Annotated in this window: 18 protein-coding genes and 1 tRNA gene; 1 reads left to right on the forward strand and 18 read right to left on the reverse strand. The window is 48.8% G+C overall.

All coding sequences use genetic code 11. The annotated features are described in order from the left end of the window. Window positions 1-13: 13 nt before the first annotated feature. The gene (gene aroC / locus AC50Y5_RS16935; protein ID WP_056037458.1) at window positions 14-1,069 is read left to right on the forward strand and encodes a chorismate synthase; all 1,056 of its coding nucleotides are present in this window, start codon (window positions 14-16) and stop codon (window positions 1,067-1,069) included. An 87-nt stretch (window positions 1,070-1,156) separates the two neighbouring features. Here aroC and pckA read toward each other — a convergent pair whose 3' ends face one another. The 18 genes from pckA to AC50Y5_RS17025 all read right to left on the reverse strand — a co-directional run bounded on the left by pckA (window position 1,157) and on the right by AC50Y5_RS17025 (window position 23,239). Next, window positions 1,157-2,734: a phosphoenolpyruvate carboxykinase (ATP) gene (gene pckA / locus AC50Y5_RS16940; RefSeq protein ID WP_056037460.1), complete on the reverse strand. Its 1,578-nt coding sequence runs from the start codon at window positions 2,732-2,734 to the stop codon at window positions 1,157-1,159. Continuing rightward, on the reverse strand, window positions 2,731-2,952 hold the full coding sequence (locus AC50Y5_RS16945) for a hypothetical protein (protein WP_494862255.1): 222 nt from the start codon (window positions 2,950-2,952) through the stop codon (window positions 2,731-2,733). The genes pckA and AC50Y5_RS16945 overlap by 4 nt, the downstream gene beginning before the upstream one ends. After that, the gene (gap, locus tag AC50Y5_RS16950; protein WP_056037463.1) at window positions 2,934-3,965 is read right to left on the reverse strand and encodes a type I glyceraldehyde-3-phosphate dehydrogenase; all 1,032 of its coding nucleotides are present in this window, start codon (window positions 3,963-3,965) and stop codon (window positions 2,934-2,936) included. Before gap ends, AC50Y5_RS16945 begins: the two co-directional genes overlap by 19 nt. Window positions 3,966-4,417: 452 nt before the next feature. Further along, the gene (locus tag AC50Y5_RS16955; RefSeq protein ID WP_494862258.1) at window positions 4,418-6,091 is read right to left on the reverse strand and encodes a ribonuclease J; all 1,674 of its coding nucleotides are present in this window, start codon (window positions 6,089-6,091) and stop codon (window positions 4,418-4,420) included. Between the two features lie 118 nt (window positions 6,092-6,209). Beyond that, complete coding sequence (locus tag AC50Y5_RS16960; protein ID WP_056037540.1) at window positions 6,210-6,845, reverse strand: spore coat protein; 636 nt, start codon at window positions 6,843-6,845, stop codon at window positions 6,210-6,212. Window positions 6,846-7,099: 254 nt separating this feature from the next. Then, window positions 7,100-8,770: a glycoside hydrolase gene (locus AC50Y5_RS16965; RefSeq protein WP_494862260.1), complete on the reverse strand. Its 1,671-nt coding sequence runs from the start codon at window positions 8,768-8,770 to the stop codon at window positions 7,100-7,102. Window positions 8,771-8,779: 9 nt separating this feature from the next. Continuing rightward, window positions 8,780-9,796 carry a carbohydrate ABC transporter permease gene (locus tag AC50Y5_RS16970; RefSeq protein WP_494862262.1) on the reverse strand — a complete coding sequence of 339 codons (1,017 nt, stop codon included), beginning with the start codon at window positions 9,794-9,796 and terminating at the stop codon, window positions 8,780-8,782. A 20-nt stretch (window positions 9,797-9,816) separates the two neighbouring features. Beyond that, the gene (locus tag AC50Y5_RS16975; protein WP_494862266.1) at window positions 9,817-10,716 is read right to left on the reverse strand and encodes a carbohydrate ABC transporter permease; all 900 of its coding nucleotides are present in this window, start codon (window positions 10,714-10,716) and stop codon (window positions 9,817-9,819) included. Then, on the reverse strand, window positions 10,713-13,274 hold the full coding sequence (locus tag AC50Y5_RS16980; protein WP_494862268.1) for a DUF5696 domain-containing protein: 2,562 nt from the start codon (window positions 13,272-13,274) through the stop codon (window positions 10,713-10,715). The genes AC50Y5_RS16975 and AC50Y5_RS16980 overlap by 4 nt, the downstream gene beginning before the upstream one ends. A gap of 16 nt (window positions 13,275-13,290) precedes the next feature. Then, entirely contained in the window at window positions 13,291-13,914 is a 624-nt protein-coding gene (locus AC50Y5_RS16985; RefSeq protein WP_494862273.1) for a YIP1 family protein, read from the reverse strand. Then, the gene (locus AC50Y5_RS16990; RefSeq protein ID WP_162241909.1) at window positions 13,892-15,340 is read right to left on the reverse strand and encodes an SMP-30/gluconolactonase/LRE family protein; all 1,449 of its coding nucleotides are present in this window, start codon (window positions 15,338-15,340) and stop codon (window positions 13,892-13,894) included. The genes AC50Y5_RS16985 and AC50Y5_RS16990 overlap by 23 nt, the downstream gene beginning before the upstream one ends. 19 nt (window positions 15,341-15,359) lie before the next feature. Continuing rightward, the gene (locus AC50Y5_RS16995) at window positions 15,360-16,223 is read right to left on the reverse strand and encodes a carbohydrate ABC transporter permease (protein ID WP_056037486.1); all 864 of its coding nucleotides are present in this window, start codon (window positions 16,221-16,223) and stop codon (window positions 15,360-15,362) included. A gap of 5 nt (window positions 16,224-16,228) precedes the next feature. Next, window positions 16,229-17,101: a carbohydrate ABC transporter permease gene (locus tag AC50Y5_RS17000; protein ID WP_442952539.1), complete on the reverse strand. Its 873-nt coding sequence runs from the start codon at window positions 17,099-17,101 to the stop codon at window positions 16,229-16,231. 115 nt (window positions 17,102-17,216) lie between these two features. Then, complete coding sequence (locus AC50Y5_RS17005) at window positions 17,217-20,081, reverse strand: extracellular solute-binding protein (protein ID WP_494862342.1); 2,865 nt, start codon at window positions 20,079-20,081, stop codon at window positions 17,217-17,219. A 161-nt stretch (window positions 20,082-20,242) separates the two neighbouring features. Continuing rightward, the gene (locus AC50Y5_RS17010; RefSeq protein ID WP_494862344.1) at window positions 20,243-21,652 is read right to left on the reverse strand and encodes an ABC transporter substrate-binding protein; all 1,410 of its coding nucleotides are present in this window, start codon (window positions 21,650-21,652) and stop codon (window positions 20,243-20,245) included. A 37-nt stretch (window positions 21,653-21,689) separates the two neighbouring features. Beyond that, a complete protein-coding gene (locus AC50Y5_RS17015) occupies window positions 21,690-21,884 on the reverse strand; it encodes a hypothetical protein (RefSeq protein WP_056037493.1) in 195 nt (64 codons plus the stop codon). A 31-nt stretch (window positions 21,885-21,915) separates the two neighbouring features. Next, window positions 21,916-22,965, reverse strand: a complete 1,050-nt coding sequence (locus AC50Y5_RS17020) for a LacI family DNA-binding transcriptional regulator (RefSeq protein WP_494862276.1) — start codon at window positions 22,963-22,965, stop codon at window positions 21,916-21,918. Between the two features lie 192 nt (window positions 22,966-23,157). Beyond that, a tRNA-Leu gene (locus AC50Y5_RS17025) sits at window positions 23,158-23,239 on the reverse strand. Window positions 23,240-23,260: the final 21 nt, after the last annotated feature.

Below are 23,260 nucleotides of genomic sequence, written 5' to 3' on the forward strand. Positions count from 1 at the left end.
AGGATGATCCATTATGGCAGGAAACACATTCGGAGAAGCTTTTAAAATCACAACCTTTGGCGAGTCCCATGGCGAGGCGGTTGGTGTCATTGTCGATGGCGTAACGCCGGGCATCGAACTTGATGAAGCCTACATTCAGCGGCAAATGGACCGGCGCAAGCCCGGGCAATCGTCCGTCACTTCCCCGCGCAAGGAATATGATATCGTTCATATTTTGTCGGGCATGTTCGAGGGAAAAACGACTGGAACGCCGCTCTTCGTTATTTTGCATAATCAGGATATGAGGCCGGATGCGTATAGCGATATCCAGCATTCCTTTCGCCCGGGCCATGCCGATTTCACTTATTTGCAAAAGTATGGCATTCGCGATCACAGAGGAAGTGGACGGGCTTCTGGCAGAGAAACGGCGGGAAGAGTAGCGGGCGGCGCCATTGCCCGCAAGCTGCTGGAGCAAAGGGGCGTGCAGGTGCTTGCCTATACGCAGGCTATCGGAGGCATTGAATGCGAAACCTTCGATGAGAGCATCATAGAACAAAATGCCGTGCGTGCCTGTGACGCCACCGCCGGAGCGAAAATGATCAGCAAGATTGAACAGCTCGCAGCCATTGGCGACAGCTGCGGCGGCATTGTAGAATGCCGGATTCGTGGCGTAGTGCCTGGTCTTGGAGAGCCGGTATTTGACAAATTGGATGCGGAGCTTGCGAAAGCGATGCTATCGATTGGCGCCGTGAAAGGCATTGAATTTGGCGCTGGCTTCGCTGCCGCCTCCATGCTCGGCAGCGAGCATAATGACGGGATGAGCGGCGACGGATTTCTCAGCAATCATTCGGGCGGCATCATAGGGGGCATCAGCACGGGACAGGATATTATTTTTCGTATAAGCGTTAAGCCGACCTCCTCCATTTCGGTCCCGCAGCAAACGGTCAACATTCACGGCGAGGAGCAGGAAATTAGAACCGAGGGGCGGCACGACCCTTGCATTTGTCCGAGAATTGTCCCCGTTGTGGAAGCGATGGTCTGCCTCGTATTAGAGGATCAGTACAAGCGGCAAGCCGCCATGCTAGGGTAGAACTTAACTGAAAAATAACAAGGGACTGCTTCAAGGCTTCTACAGCCTAAAAGCAGTCCCTCGTTTTACCACTATCCCGTTCTTCTATCAGCGCTCGTCTGGCAGTCCCACTGGACCAGCGGCGGCAATTTCCGCGCTTACGCCAACGAATTTGCGGAAATTATTCTCAAATTGTGCGGCAAGCTTGGCCGCCTGCTGATCATAGGCCGCCTTATCCTGCCATGCTTCACGGGGCAGGAGCACCGCATCCGGCACGCCTTCTACCGTGAGCGGGCAGCTCAGGCCAAACACCGGATCGGCGATAAATTCAGCCTGCTCAATGCTGCCATTAATCGCGGCCGTTACCATCGCCCGCGTATATCGCAGGTTCATCCGCTGCCCTATGCCGTGCGGCCCACCGGACCAGCCTGTATTTACCAAATACACTTTGGCATCATGCTGGGCGATTTTTTCACCGAGCATTTCTGCATATACACTTGGCTCGAGCGGCAGGAACGGCGCTCCGAAGCAAGCGGAAAACGTCGCTTCCGGCTCCGTTACACCACGCTCCGTACCCGCAAGCTTGGACGTATAGCCCGATAGAAAATGATACATAGCCTGCTCCTTCGTCAGCCTGGAGATCGGTGGCAATACGCCGCAAGCGTCGGCGGTCAGAAACAAAATAACGTTCGGATGGCCTGCTTTTCCGGCCAGCACCGCCCCTGGAATATGCTCCAATGGATAAGCAGCACGCGTATTTTCCGTCAGAATATTGCTGTTATAATCAGGCTGCCCTGTCTGCGCATCTAGCGCTACATTTTCCAACACAGCGCCGCTGCGGATGGCCTGCCAAATTTGCGGCTCCTTCTCTTCGCTCAGCCCAATGCATTTCGCATAGCAGCCGCCTTCGAAGTTGAACACGCCATCCTCCGACCAGCCATGCTCGTCATCTCCGATGAGGCGGCGCGAAGGATCGGCAGAAAGCGTCGTCTTGCCCGTGCCCGATAGGCCGAAGAACAGCGCCGTATCGCCCTGCTCGCCTACATTCGCCGAGCAATGCATCGACAGGACGCCCTGCAGAGGCAGCAAGTAGTTAAGCACGCTGAAAATCGACTTTTTCATCTCGCCCGCATATTCCGTTCCGCCAATCAGCACGATTTTTTGCTCAAAAGAGATGCAAATAAACGTTTCGGACGCTGTACCGTCACATGCAGGATCTGCCTTGAGCCCCGGAAGGGCGATGACGGTAAATTCAGGCTTATGGGAGGCAAGCTGCTCCTCGCTTGGACGAATAAACAGCTGGCGGGCAAATAGATTATGCCAGGCATATTCATTAATAACGCGAATCGGCAGGCGGTACGCTTCATCCGCACCAGCATAGCCGTCAAAGATGAACAGCTCTTGCTGCTCCATATAACGCTTTGCTTTTTCATACAATTGGTTAAAATGCTCCGGCGAAAGCGGCTGGTTCACTTTGCCCCAAGCCACTTGCGGCAGCGAAGACGGCTCGCATACAATAAACTTGTCTTTGGGCGAACGGCCTGTATATTGCCCTGTCAGCACCCGAAGCGCTCCCGATTCCAGCTTCGTTCCTTCGCCGCGTTTAATCGCTTGTTCCATTAGCTGCTCTGTCGTCATTTGATAATGTACGCCTTGCTGACGCAGTCTCGACTCCATGATGCTCATGCCTGACTTCCTCCCGTCTGTGTGTATCCGCCTGCCCCATTTCCACTTACTTGCATGTGCCCCGAGCTGACTAGTCCGCCCCCAGACCTCGACACCACACATGCCTCTTCCTTGCATTCCGAATAATAATTAGTTACCTTCTTCGTTGGTTGTGTATCAATCAGCGTCATGCAGTGCTTGCAATAAATGGCTCCCATTTCTATACCGTGATTTCGCATGAATCCTTCACCCTTTCCATCATTAGATTGGCTACATCCATTACGCGGCATGCATATGCCCATTCATTGTCATACCAAGCAATTACTTTAATCTGATTGTCCATGACCATCGTCGAAAGCCCGTCTACCATAGCCGATTTCGAACAGCCAATATAGTCGGCCGATACGAGCGGCTCCTGTGCAAAGCCGATATAAGAAGACTTGCTGCCTTCTGCAGCCGCTTTCAAAACTGCATTTACTTCCGCGGCTGTCGTATGGCGCTCCGTTTGAACGGTGAGGTCAATTAACGATACATCCTGCGTCGGAACACGCAGCGACATGCCCTGAATGCGCGAGGACAAATGCGGCAGCACATCTGCAAGCGCCTTGCCGACTCCTGTCGTCGTAGGCACAATAGACTGGGTGCAGGATCTAGCTCTGCGCAAATCCTCGTGCGGATTGTCCAAATGATTTTGATCAGAAGTATAGGAATGCACCGTCGTCATCCAGCCAGACTGGACACGGAACGCTTGATCCAGTACATGAAGGACCGGAGCCACACAGTTTGTCGTACAGGAGGCGGCTGATAACAGCTGATGCTCCTCCGGGCGATAAAGGTGCTCATTAACACCCATCACAATCGTCAAGTCCATTTGCTTGCCAGGCGCTGTAATCAGCACCCGATCAGCCCCTGAAGCAATATGCTTCAGCGCACCTTGCCGATCATTGAATTTCCCGGTTGCGTCAATGGCCAGCTCGACGCCATAACGATGCCACTTAATGTTTTCCGGCGCTCTTTCATATACGACCTGTATGGGATGTCCGTTAATGACCAGCTGCTGATCGCGAGTCCGTATATCTGCCTTCCAGCTCCCATGTACCGAATCGTATTTCAATAGATGAGCAATGGTCTCCACTGGATAAACGCTGTTAATCGCCCTCAACTCAACTACTGGATTCGGATCAGACAACATTTTCCTAACGAGCAGCCGTCCGATTCTCCCCATTCCGCTAATGCCAACCCCGCGGTGCATTTCCTCATTCCCCCTTCGCTTATTTGCTAATAGCATACATCATTACACTTTTATAATACAACATAAATATTTTTATGACGCACTAAATAAATTTTTATCACCTTTAATTGTCACATATATGTCGAATTAATCAGGGAATACCGCTATATGATGCATCACAGAGATAAAGCTTTCGATGGCCACCAATCTCTTGCCCTTACGCACCTGTGTTATGAAATACAAATTAGCCCTTAGATCATCGCTGATCTAAAGGCTGCAATGGTGGATTAATGGTCGATAGCAACTAAACTCTTTTTTACTATGATTTATTTCCGCCCTTGCTCGCTTTACTGCCTTGCTTGTCCGAGGTGCGAGTAGTTGTATTTTGTGCGCCATGCCCTTGCTGCTTAGCCAATTCATATCCCTCCTTTCGAAAAACATCCCTATATGATTTACAAAACAAGCATTATTATTCACACCTCTATAATGATCGGGAGAATCATTGGCCTTCTTTTGGTTTGGGCAAATAAGAACCGTCCCAAGGTGTCTCTTAACGTCTTCTTCATCATATTCCACTGGCTTCCGTGCTCCTCCAGCAGTTTATCAACTGTCGATTCCACAAGTTGATTGATCTCTCGCATAAGCGCTTCGGAGTCCCGAACATAAACAAATCCCCGGGAAATGATGTCCGGACCAGAAAGAATATGCCCTTCCGTTTTACTAAGCGTGATGACAATAACAAGAATGCCGTCAGCCGAGAGCTGTTTGCGGTCGCGGAGTACAACATTCCCAATATCTCCAATCCCTAATCCGTCCACCAACATATTGCCCACAGGGATTTTACTACCTTTACGTGCAATTTGGTTTTCGATTTCCACGGTCTCTCCATTGTTCACGATAAAAATGTTCTCCTCGGCAACTCCCACCGACCTCGCAAGCTGCTGGTGTTGATAAAGCATGCGGAATTCGCCATGAACCGGAATAAAATATTTGGGCTTCATTAAGGTAAGCATTAATTTCAGCTCTTCTTGGTTACCGTGACCGGATACGTGCATACCTGTTGCGCTCCCCGAGCCATATATAACATTCGCGCCAAGCAAATAAAGATTGTCAATGATGCGCGCAACATTGCGCTCATTACCCGGAATAGCGGTTGCGGCAATAATAACCGTATCGCCCGGCATAATTTCGATTTGCCGATGATTCGAGCTTGCCAAACGCGAGAGTACAGCCATAGGCTCTCCCTGGCTTCCTGTACATAGGACAGCAATATTTTCAGGGGCATAACGATCCGTATCTCCAGCATCTATAAGCATATCCTCTGGAATGGTTAAATAGCCTAACTCCTTGGCTACAGAAGTTACATTCACCATGCTTCGGCCAAGCAGGACAAGCTTTCGGCCCGTTTTAGCGGCCGCGTCAACGATTTGCTGAACCCGATGGACATTAGACGCGAAAGTTGAAATAAACACCTTCTGCTGAGCTTTGCTGAATGCTTCTGTAATGTGATCCCCAACAAGCCGTTCCGATGGCGTAAAACCAGGCCGTTCGGCATTCGTGCTTTCTGACAGCAGCAGCAGCACGCCACTTTTACCAATATCAGCCATTCGATGAAGATCAGGATATTGATGATTGACAGGTGACATATCAAATTTAAAATCGCCTGTATGTACAACTGTTCCTTCAGGTGTATGCAGGGCAATTCCCAAGCAATCCGGAATACTATGGTTAGTGCTGAAAAATGACACCTGAATCGGACCAAAGGCGATACGCGAATTCGAATCAATTAAATTTAGCTGCGTTGTACGAAGAAGGCCATGCTCCTTCAGCTTTATTTCAATCAGGCCAATGGTTAATCTTGAGGCATAAATCGGGATATTCAGTTGTTTCAAAAAATAAGGAATGCCGCCAATATGATCCTCATGTCCATGTGTTATGATTAGAGCCTTTACCTTTTCTGTATTATTTAACAAATAGGTTACATCCGGAATAATGAGGTCAATACCCAAAAAACTCTCATCAGGAAATTTAGATCCACAGTCAATAACGATGATATCGTCCGCGTATTGTAAAATGTACATATTTTTGCCGATCTCATTAACCCCGCCTAATGCAGCAACCGATAGTTTATTCCGCTCTTTCACCACAATCAGCCTCCAGTTCTATTTAGTAGAAAGACGCCCGGAATGGGGACCGGGCGTCTTTTTAGTTGCATAGGGGTACTTAATTCAACAGTAAACTTTTATTTTTTTCTAAATGTTGCTGTTAATGAAGGGCTGTTCCTTTATTAGGCTCTGGCATTTGCGGTGTTTCGGAGGTTGGTGAAAATGTATTCAAAATTTGCTGCATATCAGCATCATTTAATTGCGGCACCTGATAATAAGCATTTTTATTTTGATACAGAAAGAGCTCATAGGACATTTCAATAAAATTTTGCACTTGGGAAGCGAGTACACGACGGACAACCGGGTTTGTTGCTTCAAGAGCAGACGTCGTTAACAGCGAAGCATGGCTTTTAACGATGCCTTGCATAAAACCGCATACTCCGGCATCGTTGACATCGGCTAGTGATTGTATCGGTTTTTTCGGCGAGCTTTGCTTCATGCCGAATATGGTTGGTGTTACCTCTTTAATCAAATAGGTTGAAGTTTTTTGGCTTGGCTCCTGCCCGGTCTTAAAGCATTCGGCCGTCAAATTGTATTGCGATTGCATAAATTGATATTGCTTGTCGATAAGATTAAGCAGTTCCTGATCCTGTGCATATTGTCTGAAAATCATAAATTGATCCATTGCGCTAATGCTGCAATTCAATACCTCCTGCAAATCAAAAAGCTCATGTCCTCCGTGATTTTTGTTCATTGAATTCTGTGTATCGTTATTCGCTGTAGTTTGCTGCTGCATCATCAATTCTCCTCCTTGTTATTTCTCCATTTATAATTGTTAATATGAAAGCTGGAGGCTGAATTTATACATCCCAGATTTCTACGAGACATATTACCAACTCAATGGCTGTTTTCCAGCCCCGTTCGGGAACTCCACCCTAGAGATGACGATCATGCTGGGCGTACAACAAAAAAAAGCGTTGATGATCGGCCATCAACGCCTACTGCTTCCTGCTTATTGATTTCACTTATTGTTTTGATTATTATTTTGACTTAATGTTCGGCCGTGCCTTCTGCCCCGCCTCCCGTCAACGTGACGACAGACTTCGCTGGAATAATCGCTTCAAACGAATAATCGCCTTGTACAGGAATGCTCTCCCCTCGGACAAGATCTCGACCCGCCGACGTAATATACGGTTCCATGAATGCAATGGAATGGTGCTGATCCACGCCATTCAATGAAACCCGAACGCGCTTGTCATCCTCGCTGTCATTGACGAATACAGCCGTAACCGTCTGCTCTCCTTCATGTACATAAGCTGATCCCAGCAAGCCGCTGCGCGCTTCTTCATCCAGTCCTGCAAGCGAGATGCGCTGCGCACCGGGACGAATAAATTTGCTGTAATTGCCGAGCGCCCACATCATTTTGGAGGTCAGAATATTTTGCTCGTCACCCGCTTCGCTAAAATCCGTATAGATCAGGCCATCCTTGTAATCGACCTTGGACACTGCGGTCCACCACTGCCAAGCAGCTGCATTTGCTTCCGTCAAATCAAAATGAATCGTACGCGCCACATGCAATGCAGGCTCCATGCCAAGGTCACGCCCGGGACCATATTCGCCAAGAATACAATATTCCGTTACCCAATATTTAGCCTTTTCGTCGTATTTTTTCAGATTGGCAGCCAGCAATTGCCTCAGCTTGCCCAGCCGGTCATCGCCCGGATTGCTGTAATCGGACCAATAGGAATGCGAAGCGATTTTATTCCCAATCGCTTTCTTGAGTACGGGATCGCCGAGCAGCTCCTTAATATATTCCCGGTATTTCCCTGTTCCGAGACTATTGGCCCCGCCCGAATAGGTCCCGCTCCCTGCATACTGCCCATAATATTCATCATCCAGCAGCGCTGTAATTTCTACGCCGTCTGGGGCGCTGATTTGCGCCTCAAGGCCGCTTGCTTTCAACTGCCGGTGCAATTCAAGGATAACACGCTTAAGATCGTCGTTGTTATAACGGTTGCTTTCTTGCTGGGCCAAATTCCAATCCCAGGTCGGCTCATTAATCGGGCTTATATATTGGAATGCCAAGCCTTCCTTTCTAAAATGCTCCAAAACATCGATTAAAAATGCCGAAAATTTTTCCTCATAACCCTCTTTCAGATTGGTAGAGCCGACTTCTGAATCCGGCTGGGCATGACCATTTTTTGTCATCCAGACCGGCGGGCTGTTCACGAATGCGATTAATGTGTCCACGCCCCGATCCTTTGCCGCCTGAAGAAACCATTGCTGACCCGACTGGCTGCTCCAATCATATTCCCCTTCCTCCGCAAGCTTGAACGATTCCGCCCGCCTCCATGGATCTGGAATACGCGTCTGGTCCGTGTCAATCGAGCCTGCACCGATATTGAAGCGCCAGGCCGACAGGCCAATTCCTTTCTCTCTTGAAAATAGCAAATCCGCAATGCGATTTTTATTTTCTTCCGTCCAATGCTTGCCCAGAGGCTCCATCGACCATGAGTCGGACGCGCCGAAATTATCGATCGTTTGATAGCGGATAGCTGCGTCGAGCGATACATTTACATCCGGCGGCGTCAGCTGCTGGACCTGGGCTTCCTCCTTTTTCGGGCTGCCTGCGCTATCCGAACGATTCGATGCGAAATTGAAATACAAGCCTACAGCTGACGTGAACGCCAAAACGATTACAACTGTCAATTTCTTTTTCATCCGCCTCTCCTATCCGACCAAGCCTGATCGTTCAACACTCTCTACAAAATGCCTTTGCACAAACAAATACAAAATAATAAGCGGCAGTATAGCCATCAGGACGCTGGTATTCATCATCATGGACATAAAGAACGGATCCTGAACATAGGAAGCCGTTTCCGCCTGCCCTCCTCCGCTAAGGAAAGTAGCAATCGCATAGCCGGAAGAAGCCATCATCGACGACATCACCTTAGGCTCATTCAAATACATGTTTGTAAAAAAAGAGTCGTTCCACTGCCACACAAACGAGAACAGCATGACGGTCACCATGGACGGGAGCGCATTAGGCAAGATGACGCTTCTGAAGGTTGTAAAGTAGCCAGCCCCATCCACATAGGCGGCTTCTTCAATCTCTCGCGGAATCCCTTTGAAAAATTGGCGAAAAATATACACATACAAGCCGGTCTTGACGCCCATGCCTAGCACTGCCGAAATAATAAACGGCCAGTAGGTGTTGATCAGATTGGCGGGCTCGCCTTGGATCAGCTTCATCAGCCCGAAAAGATCAAAATTTTTAAATTGCAAATAGAGCGGAACCATAATCGTTTGGGCTGGAACCAAAATGGTAAAAATAACGCCTGCGAACAAAAGGCCGCTTCCTCTGAATTTCACCCGGGCAAAGCCATAGCCAGCAAGCACGCATGTAACCGTCTGCAGCAGCATGACCGCAGAAGATAGGAGCAGCGTATTGAGCAGCACTTGCGGGTAGTTCATCGCTTGGAATACAAGCTTGAAATTGTCAAGCGTCAGCGTATGCGGCACCCAAATGACTGTAGAGTCATACAAATCATCCATGCTTTTGAATGCAATCGACAGCTTTAATAGAATCGGGTAGACGATGACAAACGATATGCCAAAAATGAGTACGAATCGGACGGTCATCCACAGCCATTTTTTCGCAAATTCTAGCCAATAGGCAGCGGATGCCATGCGATGATGCAATTTTTCTTTCGTTGACTGTTGCATCGCAGCGGTTTCCTTCTTCATATCCTTCCTCCCTTAAACCGCTAATCTTGATAAAACACCTTGCGTGAAACAATCGATGTCGTAATCCACAGCACAAGTGCAATGACAGCAAAATACATCCACGCCATCGCCGCGCTGAGGCCAAAATCATAGCTTTTGAATGCCGTATCTACAACAAGCCGGCTCGTTTCATCACTAATGAAGCTGTCAATAATCGTATAAACGAGATTCGTCAAAATTAACGGGCTAATCATCGGAAATGTAATTTTCCAGAACGCCTCGTAGCCAGTTGAGCCTTCGATTTTAGCCGCCTCGTACAAAGAAGGAGAAATCGACTGCAGACCCGCCAGAAAAATCAAAATTTGCACACCCGATTGGCTGATGATTTCATAAATTCGGCTGACGGCACCTGTCAAATACTCCACAAAGGTGATGCTCACCCCTGATTCGATGAGCAGGGCAGCGAGCTCTAGATTTTTCATAATGGACAAGCCGCCGCCGGTTGTATCGTTTGCGCTGCGAACGACGGATTGCATCAAATCTCCGTTCTCAATGCTGGCGATAATGCCCGATGCCAAAATAACGGGAAGGAAGAAGATCGCCCGGGCCAGCACCCGTCCTCTAAACCGCTGATTAAGCAGCACCGCAAAAAACAAGCTGAATATGATGATGAGCGGTGTATTAACGGCGATATCTACGACCGATTCCGTCAATATTCTGACGTACGATTCATGCGAGAACAACGCTTCCCGGTAATTGGACAGTCCGATAAAGTCCAGGCTAAAGCCGTCATTCGTAACTTGCAGATTGCTAAAGCTGTACCTGAGCGATGACAGCAGCGGCACCATAAACAGGAACACAAAGCCTGCAAACCAGGGAAGAATGAAATACAGTCCGTAATACCTGTTTTTTTGTTCAAGCGAAAGCTTCCTGAACCTCATCGCTGTGCTTCACCCCCAACCCAATAATCCTTTGCCTTAACTGTAATTCCGCCCACTTGAGCTAGCGCATCGGTATAATTGACGATAATGGTTTTCCCTTGTTCGAACGTGGTCTGGTACACCCCATCTGCCAGTGCCCGATGATCAATAATCGCTTGGTCTTGCACATCATGGAGAACGTCGTTAAGTTCTCCGTATCTTTGCGCTGCTTCGTCGATCCAGCCCCGGTAATCGGCGGAATACAAATAGTCGAACTCCGTCATTTTGATCGCGGATGAATCAGCAAAAAACCACGTGTAATGCAATGAAGAGCCTGTTTCGAGCGCTTTTAGAAAGTTGTAGGTGGAATCCTGGTCATCTGCCATGTTCCAGGCGCTTCCAGCGGTATGCACATAACCGTGATAAACCAGTTGAAAGAAAGGAACGCTCTCATCGGTAATATTAAAGCCGCTGCTCGTTAACGGCGCATTCACAATATGCCGCGCATAGGGGATCGAATAGGCGTTTCCGCCTTCTACCAGCACTTCCTGGACGGAGCCGCTCATTTGCTTCAGCTGTTGCTTTACGATCTCTTTCGCTTCCTCCCGATCGATGACCTCGGAACGATTGAAATCGGAGTTCAGCTCGCTGCCAAGATCCCGCAGCGACAAACCAGAGAGCTGCAGCTTCCCGTAATCGTCCATAAATGCTGCTGTCATTTTCGGCAGCGACTTCGGACTGACTACATAACCGGGCTCGCGTTCATCCTCTTGACTGAAGCTGGCCGCGCTGTAAGGATAAATTTCCGCCAGCCTGCCCGTAATGAATCGGGAAGCTTCGCTCGACTTTTTGAATCCTTCCGCTTGCGGAGCTGCCTCAAGAAAAGCCGCATCAGGAAACAGCGATATGCCATTGGCATCGGCATATGCCTTTAGCTCGCTTAAACCTTTTCTTCCGCCGAGCTGCTTGTCAACGGCAATCGACTTCGGCAGATTATGGTTTAGGCCCTCGTTAAACCAACCCGTATAACGCAGCTTGATGCCGCTGATTTTCTTATCCAGCATTTGGCTCAAAATAGACTCCGCTTGATCGAAAGTCGTAAGCGGCTCATAGGCGTTATAAGGAATGCCCAAGAAAAATTTCTTTTTCGGTATGCCGCCAATTAGCTCGACATAGAACGGAACATCCCCCTCATCCGACAGCTTCGTTAAGCCCGTTTGCTTGATTAAATAATGGCGATAATGCGCCGCCATGCCCGAATAGCTGGCCTCACCCGTGCCGAGAAAGCCATAACGGACCGTCATATCCCCAGCAAAAGGCTCCGATTGAAACTTTTTGACCGTGCTGGAGCGCCACCCGTTCGTCAAGGTAACCTCCTCCAAATTAGTCAGCGTAAAGCTGGGAAATACGGTATTGTAATCGTTCAGCCTGCCGCTTACGTCCGCTTCAACCGCGGCGACCGCATCACCCTTTTCTATAATCGCAACAAATGCCCGGTTCTCATATTTCATTCCGAATACAGGCAAGCGCGCAGCTTCCTCTTTCTGAATTTTAATGAGCTGGCTAATAGATGCGTCGGAACCGTAAAGGGCCGTCCGGAACGGCGCGTCGTAGGTTTTGCCATTGTTGAAACGGATCAGCGAACCCGATCCATCCGGCACGAACGTATAACCTTCATCCTCCCGCCCGCTTGCGCCAAAAAACGGTAGCAGCGACAGCGTCTGAATTTTCATACTAGCCGGATATTCGATTTCGCCCGCCGCAACTGTCACCGTCAGATGCTCACCATCCAGCCGATAATGCAAAGGAATCCGAACATTGGCGCTGCCAGTGGACGCTTCGCCATATGCCGCCTTATCGATTGCTTTCTGCTCCTCGTCATAGCCGATCCGATTAAAGATTTCGGTAACCTTTGCTAATCCGATTCCTTTAAAGGAGGAGTCCCTTCGTTCATAACGCTGCTTTTCCTCATCAAATTTAAAGCGCTTTTCAACTTCTCTTTTGTCCACAGACTGTTCGATTTTATCCAAAATGACGGTTTGAAAGCGATCCGCGCTAATATATTTAGGGATCGCATCGATGTCGCTTTTGACCTCCCCCAGCGTATAGACGATATCAAGTCCATCGTTTGCCTTCTCTATGGCATATTGGCCGTTCTGAACGCTATGGGTGTAATTGTCATACTTCAATGCATTTCCCGCGCTGTCAAAATAAGCGATCTCGACCTGCACGCTCAGCTTCGTCTTGTTATAGCCGGTTGCGACCGGATCGTCTTCGCGATTTTGCGGATTGGAATACCAAATCGCTTGGCTGCGCTTGTCCCGAACGGCAATTTCCGTCGTTTCGGGATTGACGTACAAGACTAAAAATTCATTTTCAGCCGCCGATTCCATCCCTTCAGGCAATGCAGACAGCTTGCCGGACTGGCCGCTTGCGGCTGCAAGCCCGCTATGTTGTCCATTGCTTGGTACTGGCTCGGCTACAACCTCGGACGCATATTCCGCGAAATTGGTGCCTTGAGCTATAAGCAAGCAGCCAATAAAGACTGCCGTCATGATGATCGCAAGCTTCCGCTTCACCGTTTGGCCCCCTTTCTTAGGCTCGCAATGATAGTTCCTGATAAATCGTGTACACAAAACTAACGATTTGCTGGATCAAGCTGAAGAAGAGCAGCCCAAGAAAAATAATTACGCCCATCACTACAACCGTTAACAGCATCGTCATGATCGTCTTCGTAACCGTATATTGATGAACCGTCATCGTTCCAATAAACAGCAGCCAAACGAACCATAGCGCTGCCGCCGATTCCAGCAAGTAATAGAATGAAGCCTCGCGCAGCGTAATCACATTGCTGAGCAGCATATTGGGCAAATAAATCAAAATCAAAGGAAGCAGCGCATAGCCAGTAGCGATGACGATTTCTTTGAATTTCCCTTCTCCGTCCATCAGCGTAGTGAGCGACCAGTTCGCGACACACCACAGAAGGAAAGGAAGCACAATGTACTTTAATTCATCAAAGCTGTTTAATTCCAGCGGATGATTATAGTTGACGACATAGCCAGCATACTGGCGTTTCAGAATCATCGTAACCGTCACCGCGAGCAAAATGGCAAGCGCGATCCGGAGCTTTCCTTTATTCTCGTATTTCAGATCCCAAAACCCGTCAAAGGGATGGAATGCAACGTGCAGCGAGTACCTAGCCTCCTTGAGAAACTGCATCCTGTTTCAGTTCCCCCTTTCTGAGCCTCATGCTTCGGCGAACGGCGATAACGACCAAAATCAGCGGGATCAGTACCGTCATATAGATCCCAAAGTGCTCACGCATATATTCCCTGCGATATTTCGTTAATGCTTTGGAATAATATTCCCTGTCGTTGCCCAGTTTTAGAAAAGTCATCGCTTGCTTATATTCGCCTTGGCGCAGCATCGACTTGCCAATGCCGATATAGGCCATTTCGTAGTTCGCATCGAGCCGAAGCACTTCCTTCCACAGCTTTGCTGCATCATCGTGCTTGCCTATGCTGTATAATCCGTTGGCTTCATTAACGAGGCTTCCGAATTTGGTCGCTGCAAACTCGGTAATTCTCCCCTGATCGCGGTCCAGAACAAACACCCGATTGCCGGAGCTTTCAACCGCAACCGGATTTTTAAACGTGCCCTGCTGATTGCCCAGCTGGCCAAATACATATAATAAATTGCCGTCTTCGTTATAAGTAAAAATCCGTCCCCGGGTCGAATCAAGCGTCCGGTAAACGCCATTGCCGCTAACATCGATGTCAATGAAGGCCGAGCGATTTCTGCTCAAATCGCCTACCGGACCTATATTCCCATTTATCCGAATAACGTCAATGCCGGATGGGTTCAGCCTTTTGACAGGGGCCGAGGTTTGCTTGTCGGCTGTAGTCGTAAAGATGAAACCATCCAAATCAACATCTACATTGTTAAATTCAATGGGAACAAACCGGATGAGCTTTTCCCGCTGTTCTTTAGTCGATACCGTCTTCCAGAATAAATCTACAGGATCAAACTGCACCCGGTTCGTCCCCATAAATCCAGTAAAGCCGCCCTCGCTGTCAAATTCGATAATGCCCTCGAAGACGCCTCTGGCGACAACGTAAATACGTCCGGCTTTATCCACGATGACCTTTCGCGGGAAATATTCAAAATTGCTGCTGATGACCTCCGACTTTGGAGCGGAAATTTCTCTGACGAACGATCCGCTGCCGTCCAGCTCGACGACACGCCTATTTTCAGTATCCGCCACAAAAATATGACCACCCTCCGTTACGAAAAGGCCTTCCGGATTATTGAAACCGTCCTGCTTGCCGTTATTCTGAAAGCTCTTAATTTGACGGACTGCCTTCCACTGGCTGTCAAGCACGACAATTCGCCCGTTTCCTGAATCCAGAACGTACAAATGGCCGTCAGGCGCAACAAACATATCAGCGGGAGAGCTCCATGGCCCTACCCCTATTTCTTGCCCCGTTATCGTCTTGGATGGAAGATACGCAATTGGCGAATGAACGGTCTCCCCCCAATAGGAATAGGTATACCCCTCATACGGCGACGCGTGGGCCAGCTTCGGACTTAAGCCGGCGAAAAGCAGCACAGCTGCCAAAAACAGAATCGCTCGCTTTATTTTCAATCCATACGCCCCCATCGCTTTAGTCCTTCATTCCAGATGAAGCCATCGTCTGAATGACATTGCTCTGTGAAAAAACAAACGTCACGATCGGCACGGTCATCATAATGACTGCAACTGCGGCGCCTACCCCTGCGCGGGCAATACCGCCTTGAATGATTTGCCCCATCGCATAATGCATCGTCTTGAGCTGTTCGCTGTAAATGAAGCTGCCTCCATCCGTTCCCCAAAGCATTTGCATCATTAGAATTAACAGTGTCAGCCAGGCAGGCTTGACGAGCGGCATAACAACCTGCCAAAATATCCGGTATTCGCTGGCGCCGTCGATCTTGGCAGCCTCCAGCAAAGCATCCGGTATTTGCTCCATGAACTGCTTCATTAAGTACAGGCCAAGCGGATAAGCAAACGCCGGAACGATTACCGCTTGGTACGAATCCATCCATCCCAGCACGGACATAATCATATAATTGGGAATCGCCGTCACATGCGGGGAAAACATCAGCGACAGGACAATAACCGTGAACAGCACTTTATGTCCGCGAAACTTATGCTTGGCCAGCGGGTAAGCCGCCGCCGATGCCAGCAAAATATGTCCTGCCGTTCCTGCCGCCGTAATAAAAACGGTATTGAAAATGTATCTGGAAAATGGAACCCATGAGTTTTTCATAACTTGAAACAAATCCGCGAAATTTTCAAGCGTTGCATTCCTGACGAACAACGTAGGCGGGAATATAAACAACTCATCAAGTGGCTTAAAAGCATTATTCATGACATAAATCAACGGAACTGCCATAAAGGAACCGAACAAGCCCAGTACGAGGAGCAGCATTATATCCACCTGCCAGGACCGGTTCACTCTTTTTTTCAGACGCATGGCCAGCTTCATTTCGCCTATTCCCCCACCCTCTTCAGCAACTTTTGAACGGCCAGATTGGTGCCCAGCATGAGCATAAACAATACCGTTGCGATAGCAGACGCATAGCCCATTTCAAAACGAATTGTCCCGTAATCGACCAAATGGGTCACGACTGTATGTGCTCCGTACTGCACGCTTGGAAAGCCAGCCAAAGCCATCGCCACGTCGGCTACTGCAAGGGAAGACGTAATCTGGATGACGGCGCCAAACATCAGCTGCGGCCTCATGGAAGGAAGGGTAATAAACCACAGCTCCTGCCAGCGATTTTTCACGCCATCCACCGCCCCTGCCTCATACAATGTGCGGTCAACCGTCTGCAAGCCGGCAATAAACGCGAGAAAGCTGGTTCCAAGGCTGAGCCACAGCTGGACGATAATAATAATTTTGAGCATATAGTCAGGATTCTGCAGCCATTGAATCGGCTCGTAAATAAACCCGATCTTCATCAGAAAGCCGTTCATAATGCCATACGAATCGCTTGAAAAAATAATTTGCCAAATAAAGAAGACGTTGCCCGAAATCGAAGGCGCAAAAAACACGAGCGTCATAAATGCTCTAATTTTCGGATTAAGCTCATTAATAAGCCACGCGAATACAAAACAAGCGATATAGCTGACCGGGCCGGTTATGACTGCAAAAATAAGCGTATTTTTAAGTCCAATGAGAAATACATCGTCGTTCCAAAGCAGCTTGGAATAGTTTTCCCATCCGACCCAGCGCGGAAATTCAAGCATATTAAAATGCGTAAAGCTGAAAAAGATTGAAATGACGACCGGCAGCACCGTAAATAACAGAAACAGCACCATATAAGGAGCCAGCAGGACAAACAAATGCTTATCCCGCTTCATATCCTTGATGAACAGCTCCCATTTTCGCTGCGGCCTAGCAAGGCGGCCCTTCGGCTGGAGCATGATCTCAGCCGCGATTTTCGTTTTCTGCAAAAGAGTCCCTCCTTAAGTCCCCTCATTTCAAATGAAATTCGTCTCTTTTTTGCTCAATTTCATAGTCGATTTCTTGGACATAATCGTATAAGGAGTCGGCTGTATTCGTTCCATTGTTAATGACTTCCCGCAAAGCATTGTCCAAGTGCCTTCCTGTAAAATACCCCCCCGGCACCTCCGGCACGCCCTGCACCCATTGCCATTGTTCTTCGAGGCTGCGATAATTGCGAGCCGGCCATGGCAGCTCCTTGAGCGCTTCGATATTGGCGGTCGGATAACGCGCTGCAGCGCCCATCAATCCCTCCATCTCTCTGCCGAAACGAACCTGGGCATCCTTGCCCACCCACCATTTCATAAATTCCCAGGCTGCGTCCTTGTTTTTAGCCTGCTTAAGCATAATGGCGGCCGTCCCGCCGCTAGCCACATCCCGGCGAATGGAACCGTCCTGCTGCACGGTGCCCGGAACGGGAATAAACTCCCATAAGCCTTTAATTTCTGGCGCGGATACGCTCAAATAATTGTAAAAGGTATAATCCTGTATGCCGACCGGCATTTCTCCTGTGCGAAAGCGCATTGGAAAATCAAAGATGAGCGGCAGTTTGTAGCTCGTATAGAAGTCGGTCCATTTTTTGAATGCATCTAGCCCGACCTCTGTATCGAGCCCGCTTTTGGCCCCGTTGTTCAAATAGAAGGAGCCGTCCATCTGGTACAAAAGCATGGCAAACGCCCGATTCGCTTCCAGCACAGGAACACCCGTCGTCTGGGCAATCGGCAGCGCGAAATCCATATGATGCTTTTGCAGCACCGGAATCATGGCGTACACATCATCCCACGTTTGCGGCGGCTCAAGCTTCAGCTCCTCGAGTATATCCTTCCGGTAAAAAAGCATATTGAAAATTTGCTGCTCAGGCAGAGCAAACACCTTGTCCTCATAGCGGTAAGGCACTATAGCGCTGTCCCTGAACTGCTGCACGACCGCCCTATAGCCTGAAAATTGCGACAAATCTTCCGCTGCGTTCCGCATGCCGAAATTTACCGGCACATCGTTGCCGACCTGCATAGCTACATCGGGTCCTTCCCCCGCCAGAGACGCACGCAGCAGCACATCCTGATTGACAAGCTTAAGGTTCACTCCCACACCGGTTAGCGGCGTAAAGGTATCGTCGATCATCGCTTTCAGCACTTGAGCCTGATCGCGGCCGGTTCCGATCCATACTGTTATCGATTGCTCATCCTGCGCCATGTTTCCAATCGTATCGTAATCTTCAAAGAAGGAATGAAAGAAGGAAGATACCTCATGAACGATTTTTTTAGAAGCTGAAGCATTCGCACCGGGCAGCTCTACATCAGACGAAGCCAAGGCGAGGTAATCGATTTCAAGCGGCTGCTCCCTCACTTGCAAAATCCAAGCTCCGACGCTGCCAACATTGATTTTGAATTGAGACAGCCGCTTCTGGACCGTTTCCGGTTTTTGGGCCAAATCTGCTAATTGATAGGCAGTTTTATCCAATATGGCCGTCTTGTCGCTCTTCTCTCCTGTCAGGCGCACTAGCTCCTTCGACACGGCGTACAAAATGTCGCTTTGCTCCTGAAACACGCCGACCATGTCGGGTATTTGTTTATCTAATTGATAATCCCTATAAGGATCGGGCACATTGCCGGTAATCATCAGGATTTTGCGATACATCGCATTGATGTCGAGCAGGCTTGCTTCTACTTGGCGAATCAAAGGAGCCATTGCGCCTAAGCTCACCTCAAGCTTCAACTCATGCTTCCCTTTCGTCATATAAAATAAATAGGGCTTTTCCTCGCTGCCGAGCACATTCATCTGCCAGTCCGAATCATAATAAAACGGAATTTGCGTCATTTCTTGAAACGGAATGGCCCCATCAATCCATAGCGAGCGAGTGGAATAAATGCCCCGCAGCAATTCTTGCCTATTCTTGATCGCAATCCGGTATAATCCATCCTCTGGCGCTTCAACATCCCATGCGATCCATTGGCCCGGCACCCGCCAATTGTTGCCGCCAATCGTATTCATCTTAATCTTGGATACGTCATAAGGCTCTGTAGACGGGCTTGAACGGTCGGAAATTGGATATAAGGTCGGAGACGATTTGTAAGCGGCATATTCGCCTTGCAGCTTAATCAAATGTCCGCTAGTCTCCGCATAGCCCTTGGACTTGTAGCCCAGCTCTACCTCCTCGTAAGATGAAGGCTCATCATAGCGGTACACTTTCAAATAGTCGATCGCCATCGCTTCTCTGGAAGATACCAGCGTCATCGTGTGCTTGCCAGACGAAAAATAAAAGACATACGGCTCCTCGTAATAGCCCTCTGTATCCCGCAGCAGCGCTTCCTGCCACATCGGCGATTCTACCTGGCGCGGCCGCAGCTCATTTCCCCGGTTATCCTGCAAAATCTGATCACTTTCATTTTTCCATATGCGCTGAAAGGTCAAATTTCTGGCGCTGGTGAACGGCAGCACTCCGTCGATCAACAGCTCCCGCTCGATTGCCGAGCTTTTTCCTTCGATTGGAAAATAGCGAATGGCGATATGATACAGGCCGGATTTCGGCACCTCAAGTTCCCACTCCATGGAGCCGCTTTCTCCCGTCTTGACGAAGTCGCCCGATACGCCGCCGAGCTCATGGATGATCTCAGGTTCCATATCGCTTGCGCTTGTATAATCCGCCCCTTGAATGACAATCTCCTCTTGAGGCCGTTCTTCGTCCTTGTAGCGCTGCATGTAATGGCCGTAGCTGTTTTCCGATTCATTTGTCAAAAAGCTCTGGTCGCCGTTTGGATCGGCTGCTGTCGTTGAGTCAGCTTGAACACTCGCTGCGCCGGACTGAGATATAGGGAAAACCAATATCGAAATCAGCATAGCGATAACTATTATCCTAGCGGCCGTTTTTCTGGTAAATACGATTTCCACCTAATTCCCCCCTTTTATAAACTGGCGAAATTTTGTTTGACGGCAACCGCCCGGTTTTCCCAATCGGAAAGCCGGGCAGGCCGCTTTTTTATGGGCAAAGCTTTCGGCATTTACTTTTTGTCGTCTTTCTTGTCTTGCTCGCCTCTAAGCACTTTTTCAGCAGCCGCTTGCGCAGGCCCAATGACTTGGGCGACGCCTGTTGCCGGCGTAATTTCGCCTTTGACGAATTTGCCGGTTACGGAGTCGAGCTGATCCTTAATACCGAGCCCCCCGAAGCGTCCGCCGAACACACGCTGTACCTTTCCATCGTCATTCATGGCGTTAGCGATGGAGCTTTCATCCGGCAGCACATTTTCCTGCCATAACCTGCGATTTTCCTGCCAGTTATCGAAATCCTGAAGCTCCTCCCAAATTTTCACGATGACATCGGCATCCTTGACCCCTTTAGGTATGACGTAAGCTGCCGTTTGACCAAGCGGATCTAAATAGGTGTCTGCCTGCGGTCCCTTAGGAAGATAAACGTATCCCCACTCATCCTTCATCTTATCCTGGAGGCGTCCTTCGATTTCCCACAAGCCGCCCGGATACATCGCAATCGTACCTTCTGCAAAATATTTCGCCGGATCCTCCCAGTCGTTTCCTTCATTTTTCTTCACAACTTTATTCTCGTTATACAGGCTATACAGGAAGTTAAGCGCTTCCATAGAAGCGGGTGAATCAAAAGCTACTTTTTTGTTCGCCTCGTCGTAAATAATGCCGCCGTTGCTGGCAATGAGCAGCTCCGAGAACACATAATGCGCACCGGCAAGGCCATATTGGTCTGCTTTTCCGTCACCATTATTGTCTACGGTCAGCTTCTTCGCGGCATCCAGCATCGTCGTCCAACTCCAATTGTCCTCGTCCATTAGCTGCTGCGGATCTTTTAAGCCCGCTTCCTTGAAAATCCTTTTGTTATAGAACATCCCGGTGTCATTCGGGTTATACCAGCTTTCTAGTCCAAATACATGATCCCCGCCAAAGCGCATCGCTTCAACGACATCCGGTGCAATTCGCGTATCTTTAAGGTAATCTTCCAATGGCGTCAAAAATCCCCCTTGCATCAGGCCCCATATGAAGCCGTCAGGCAGTCGGACAATTTCAGCGAAAGGATCGTTGGACATCACAGAGGAAGACAGCTTCTCTGTAGTCGACCAATATTCCGTATTTAAGTATTTGATTTTCACGTTATATTTTTCTTCCACTTTTTTGATTCTTTCACGTGCCAATTCATCCGCTTCGGAATCTCCGTCAGGGGCAGCATCCCACCAATGCGAGATGCGAATTTCTCTGCCGCCCAAATCGGCGGCTGGAGGCTCAGGCTCCTGGCTAGGAGCAATCGTTTCCTCCGCATCTGTTGCCGTTGCCGTTGCGGCAGGCGCTTGGGTAGCTATTGCATTTCCCGCATTGTTGCTACTGCAAGCAGACAGAATCATCAATCCAGCCGTTAATAAAATAAGCAACATCGATTTCATCTTTTTCATCTGTTTCACTGTTCAGCACGCTCCCCTTAATTGATGGTCAATTAAATGTAAAGGCTTTCATGAAACCCATTTCAGTATAGCTCGCATCCTTACTATGGTCAACATTAAAGTTTAGATCTTCCAGATATGGATCGATGCGAATAATCGCTGTCTCGCTCATTCCATTAGGCCTAAAAAAAGAGCAGCAAGCCATAAACATCTGGCTTGCTGCTCTTTCAGGGCGTTCTTGCATCAGGCGCGGAAAGCTCCCCTCATGCAGCCTTCTAATTCGAGCTGACCTTCTTTTGGCCGCTCCGCGCTTCCGTACTTTGCCGAACAATAAGCTGTGGTGCCAAAGAAGTAAGCTGTTTGACCTTTTCCTTCTTCATGATCGCTTTAAGCACTTGAACCGCCATTCGCCCAAGCTCATGCGCCTGCTGGGAAACGGTAGTGAGCTCAGGGATAAAATGATGCGCCAGCGGAATATCATCAAATCCAACAATCGAAATGTCAGTTGGAATGGTAAGTCCAGCCTCCGTCGCCGCCTTAATTGCCCCGATCGCGGTATAATCGTTGACGCAGAAAACAGCGGTTGGTCTCTCTTCCATGTCGAGCAGCTTCAGCATTTGGCGCTTGCCCGAATCGATGGAGAAGCTGTCCGGCAGCAGCCAATTGTCCCGAATTCTAAGCCCCTCATCCTTCATCGTCTTTCGGAAGGCCCGCAGCTTGATTGAAGTTGTCGTCATATGGCTTTCCCCGCCAATGAAGCCGATTTCGGTATGACCCAGCTCGATTAGGTGCCGGACCGCGAGAGCAGTACCTACCGCTTCGTCCGTAGCAACTCTAATCAAGTTCGTATTGCGCAGCCCGCCGTTAACGAGCACAGTCGGAATGATGCTGGCATGCTGCACGAGCTCCTGCACCAAATGCTCATCGCAGTTTTTTAAATTAATTCTTCCCCCTAAAAAAATAACACCATCGACGCGTTTCTCCCGCATAATGCTGAGATACTCCGATTCTTTCGCGTAATCCCCGATAGAATTGCTAAGCAGAAAAGTATGCCCAGACTGCTGTCCCTCCTCCTCCGCTCCAGCGAACACTTCCGGGAAAAAGGGATTGGTTAGGTCAGGAACAATGACACCAATAATGCCGGTTTCTTTTTTTAGTAAGCTTCTGGCCATTGCGTTAGGCTGAAAGTTGTATTTTTGAATAAGCTCTTCAATCTTGGCTCGTGTAGATCCCTTTACCGGGGCGGTATCGTTCAATACCCTGGATACGGTGGCAACCGATACTTTGGCCTCTTTGGCAATATCATAAATGGTGACCTGTTTCAAGCCCAACGCTTCCCTTCTGCTATCATATATCGTCCCATTATAGCAAAATCGGACATGTTATGTAATAGATGACATCCCTTACTGCTAATAGAGAAAAAAGGGGCGGATAACAAATAAACAAACATAAAAGAAAAGGACTGTTTCTCAGTAGTTAAAAACTACTTGAAACAGTCCTTACTCTTCCATTCATAATGCGCGTGGAGGGACTTGAACCCCCACGTCGTGAAACGCTAGATCCTAAGTCTAGTGCGTCTGCCAATTCCGCCACACGCGCGCGATGTTCGCTAACAGCGAA

This window comes from Paenibacillus sp. JT22N7 (assembly GCF_059383875.1).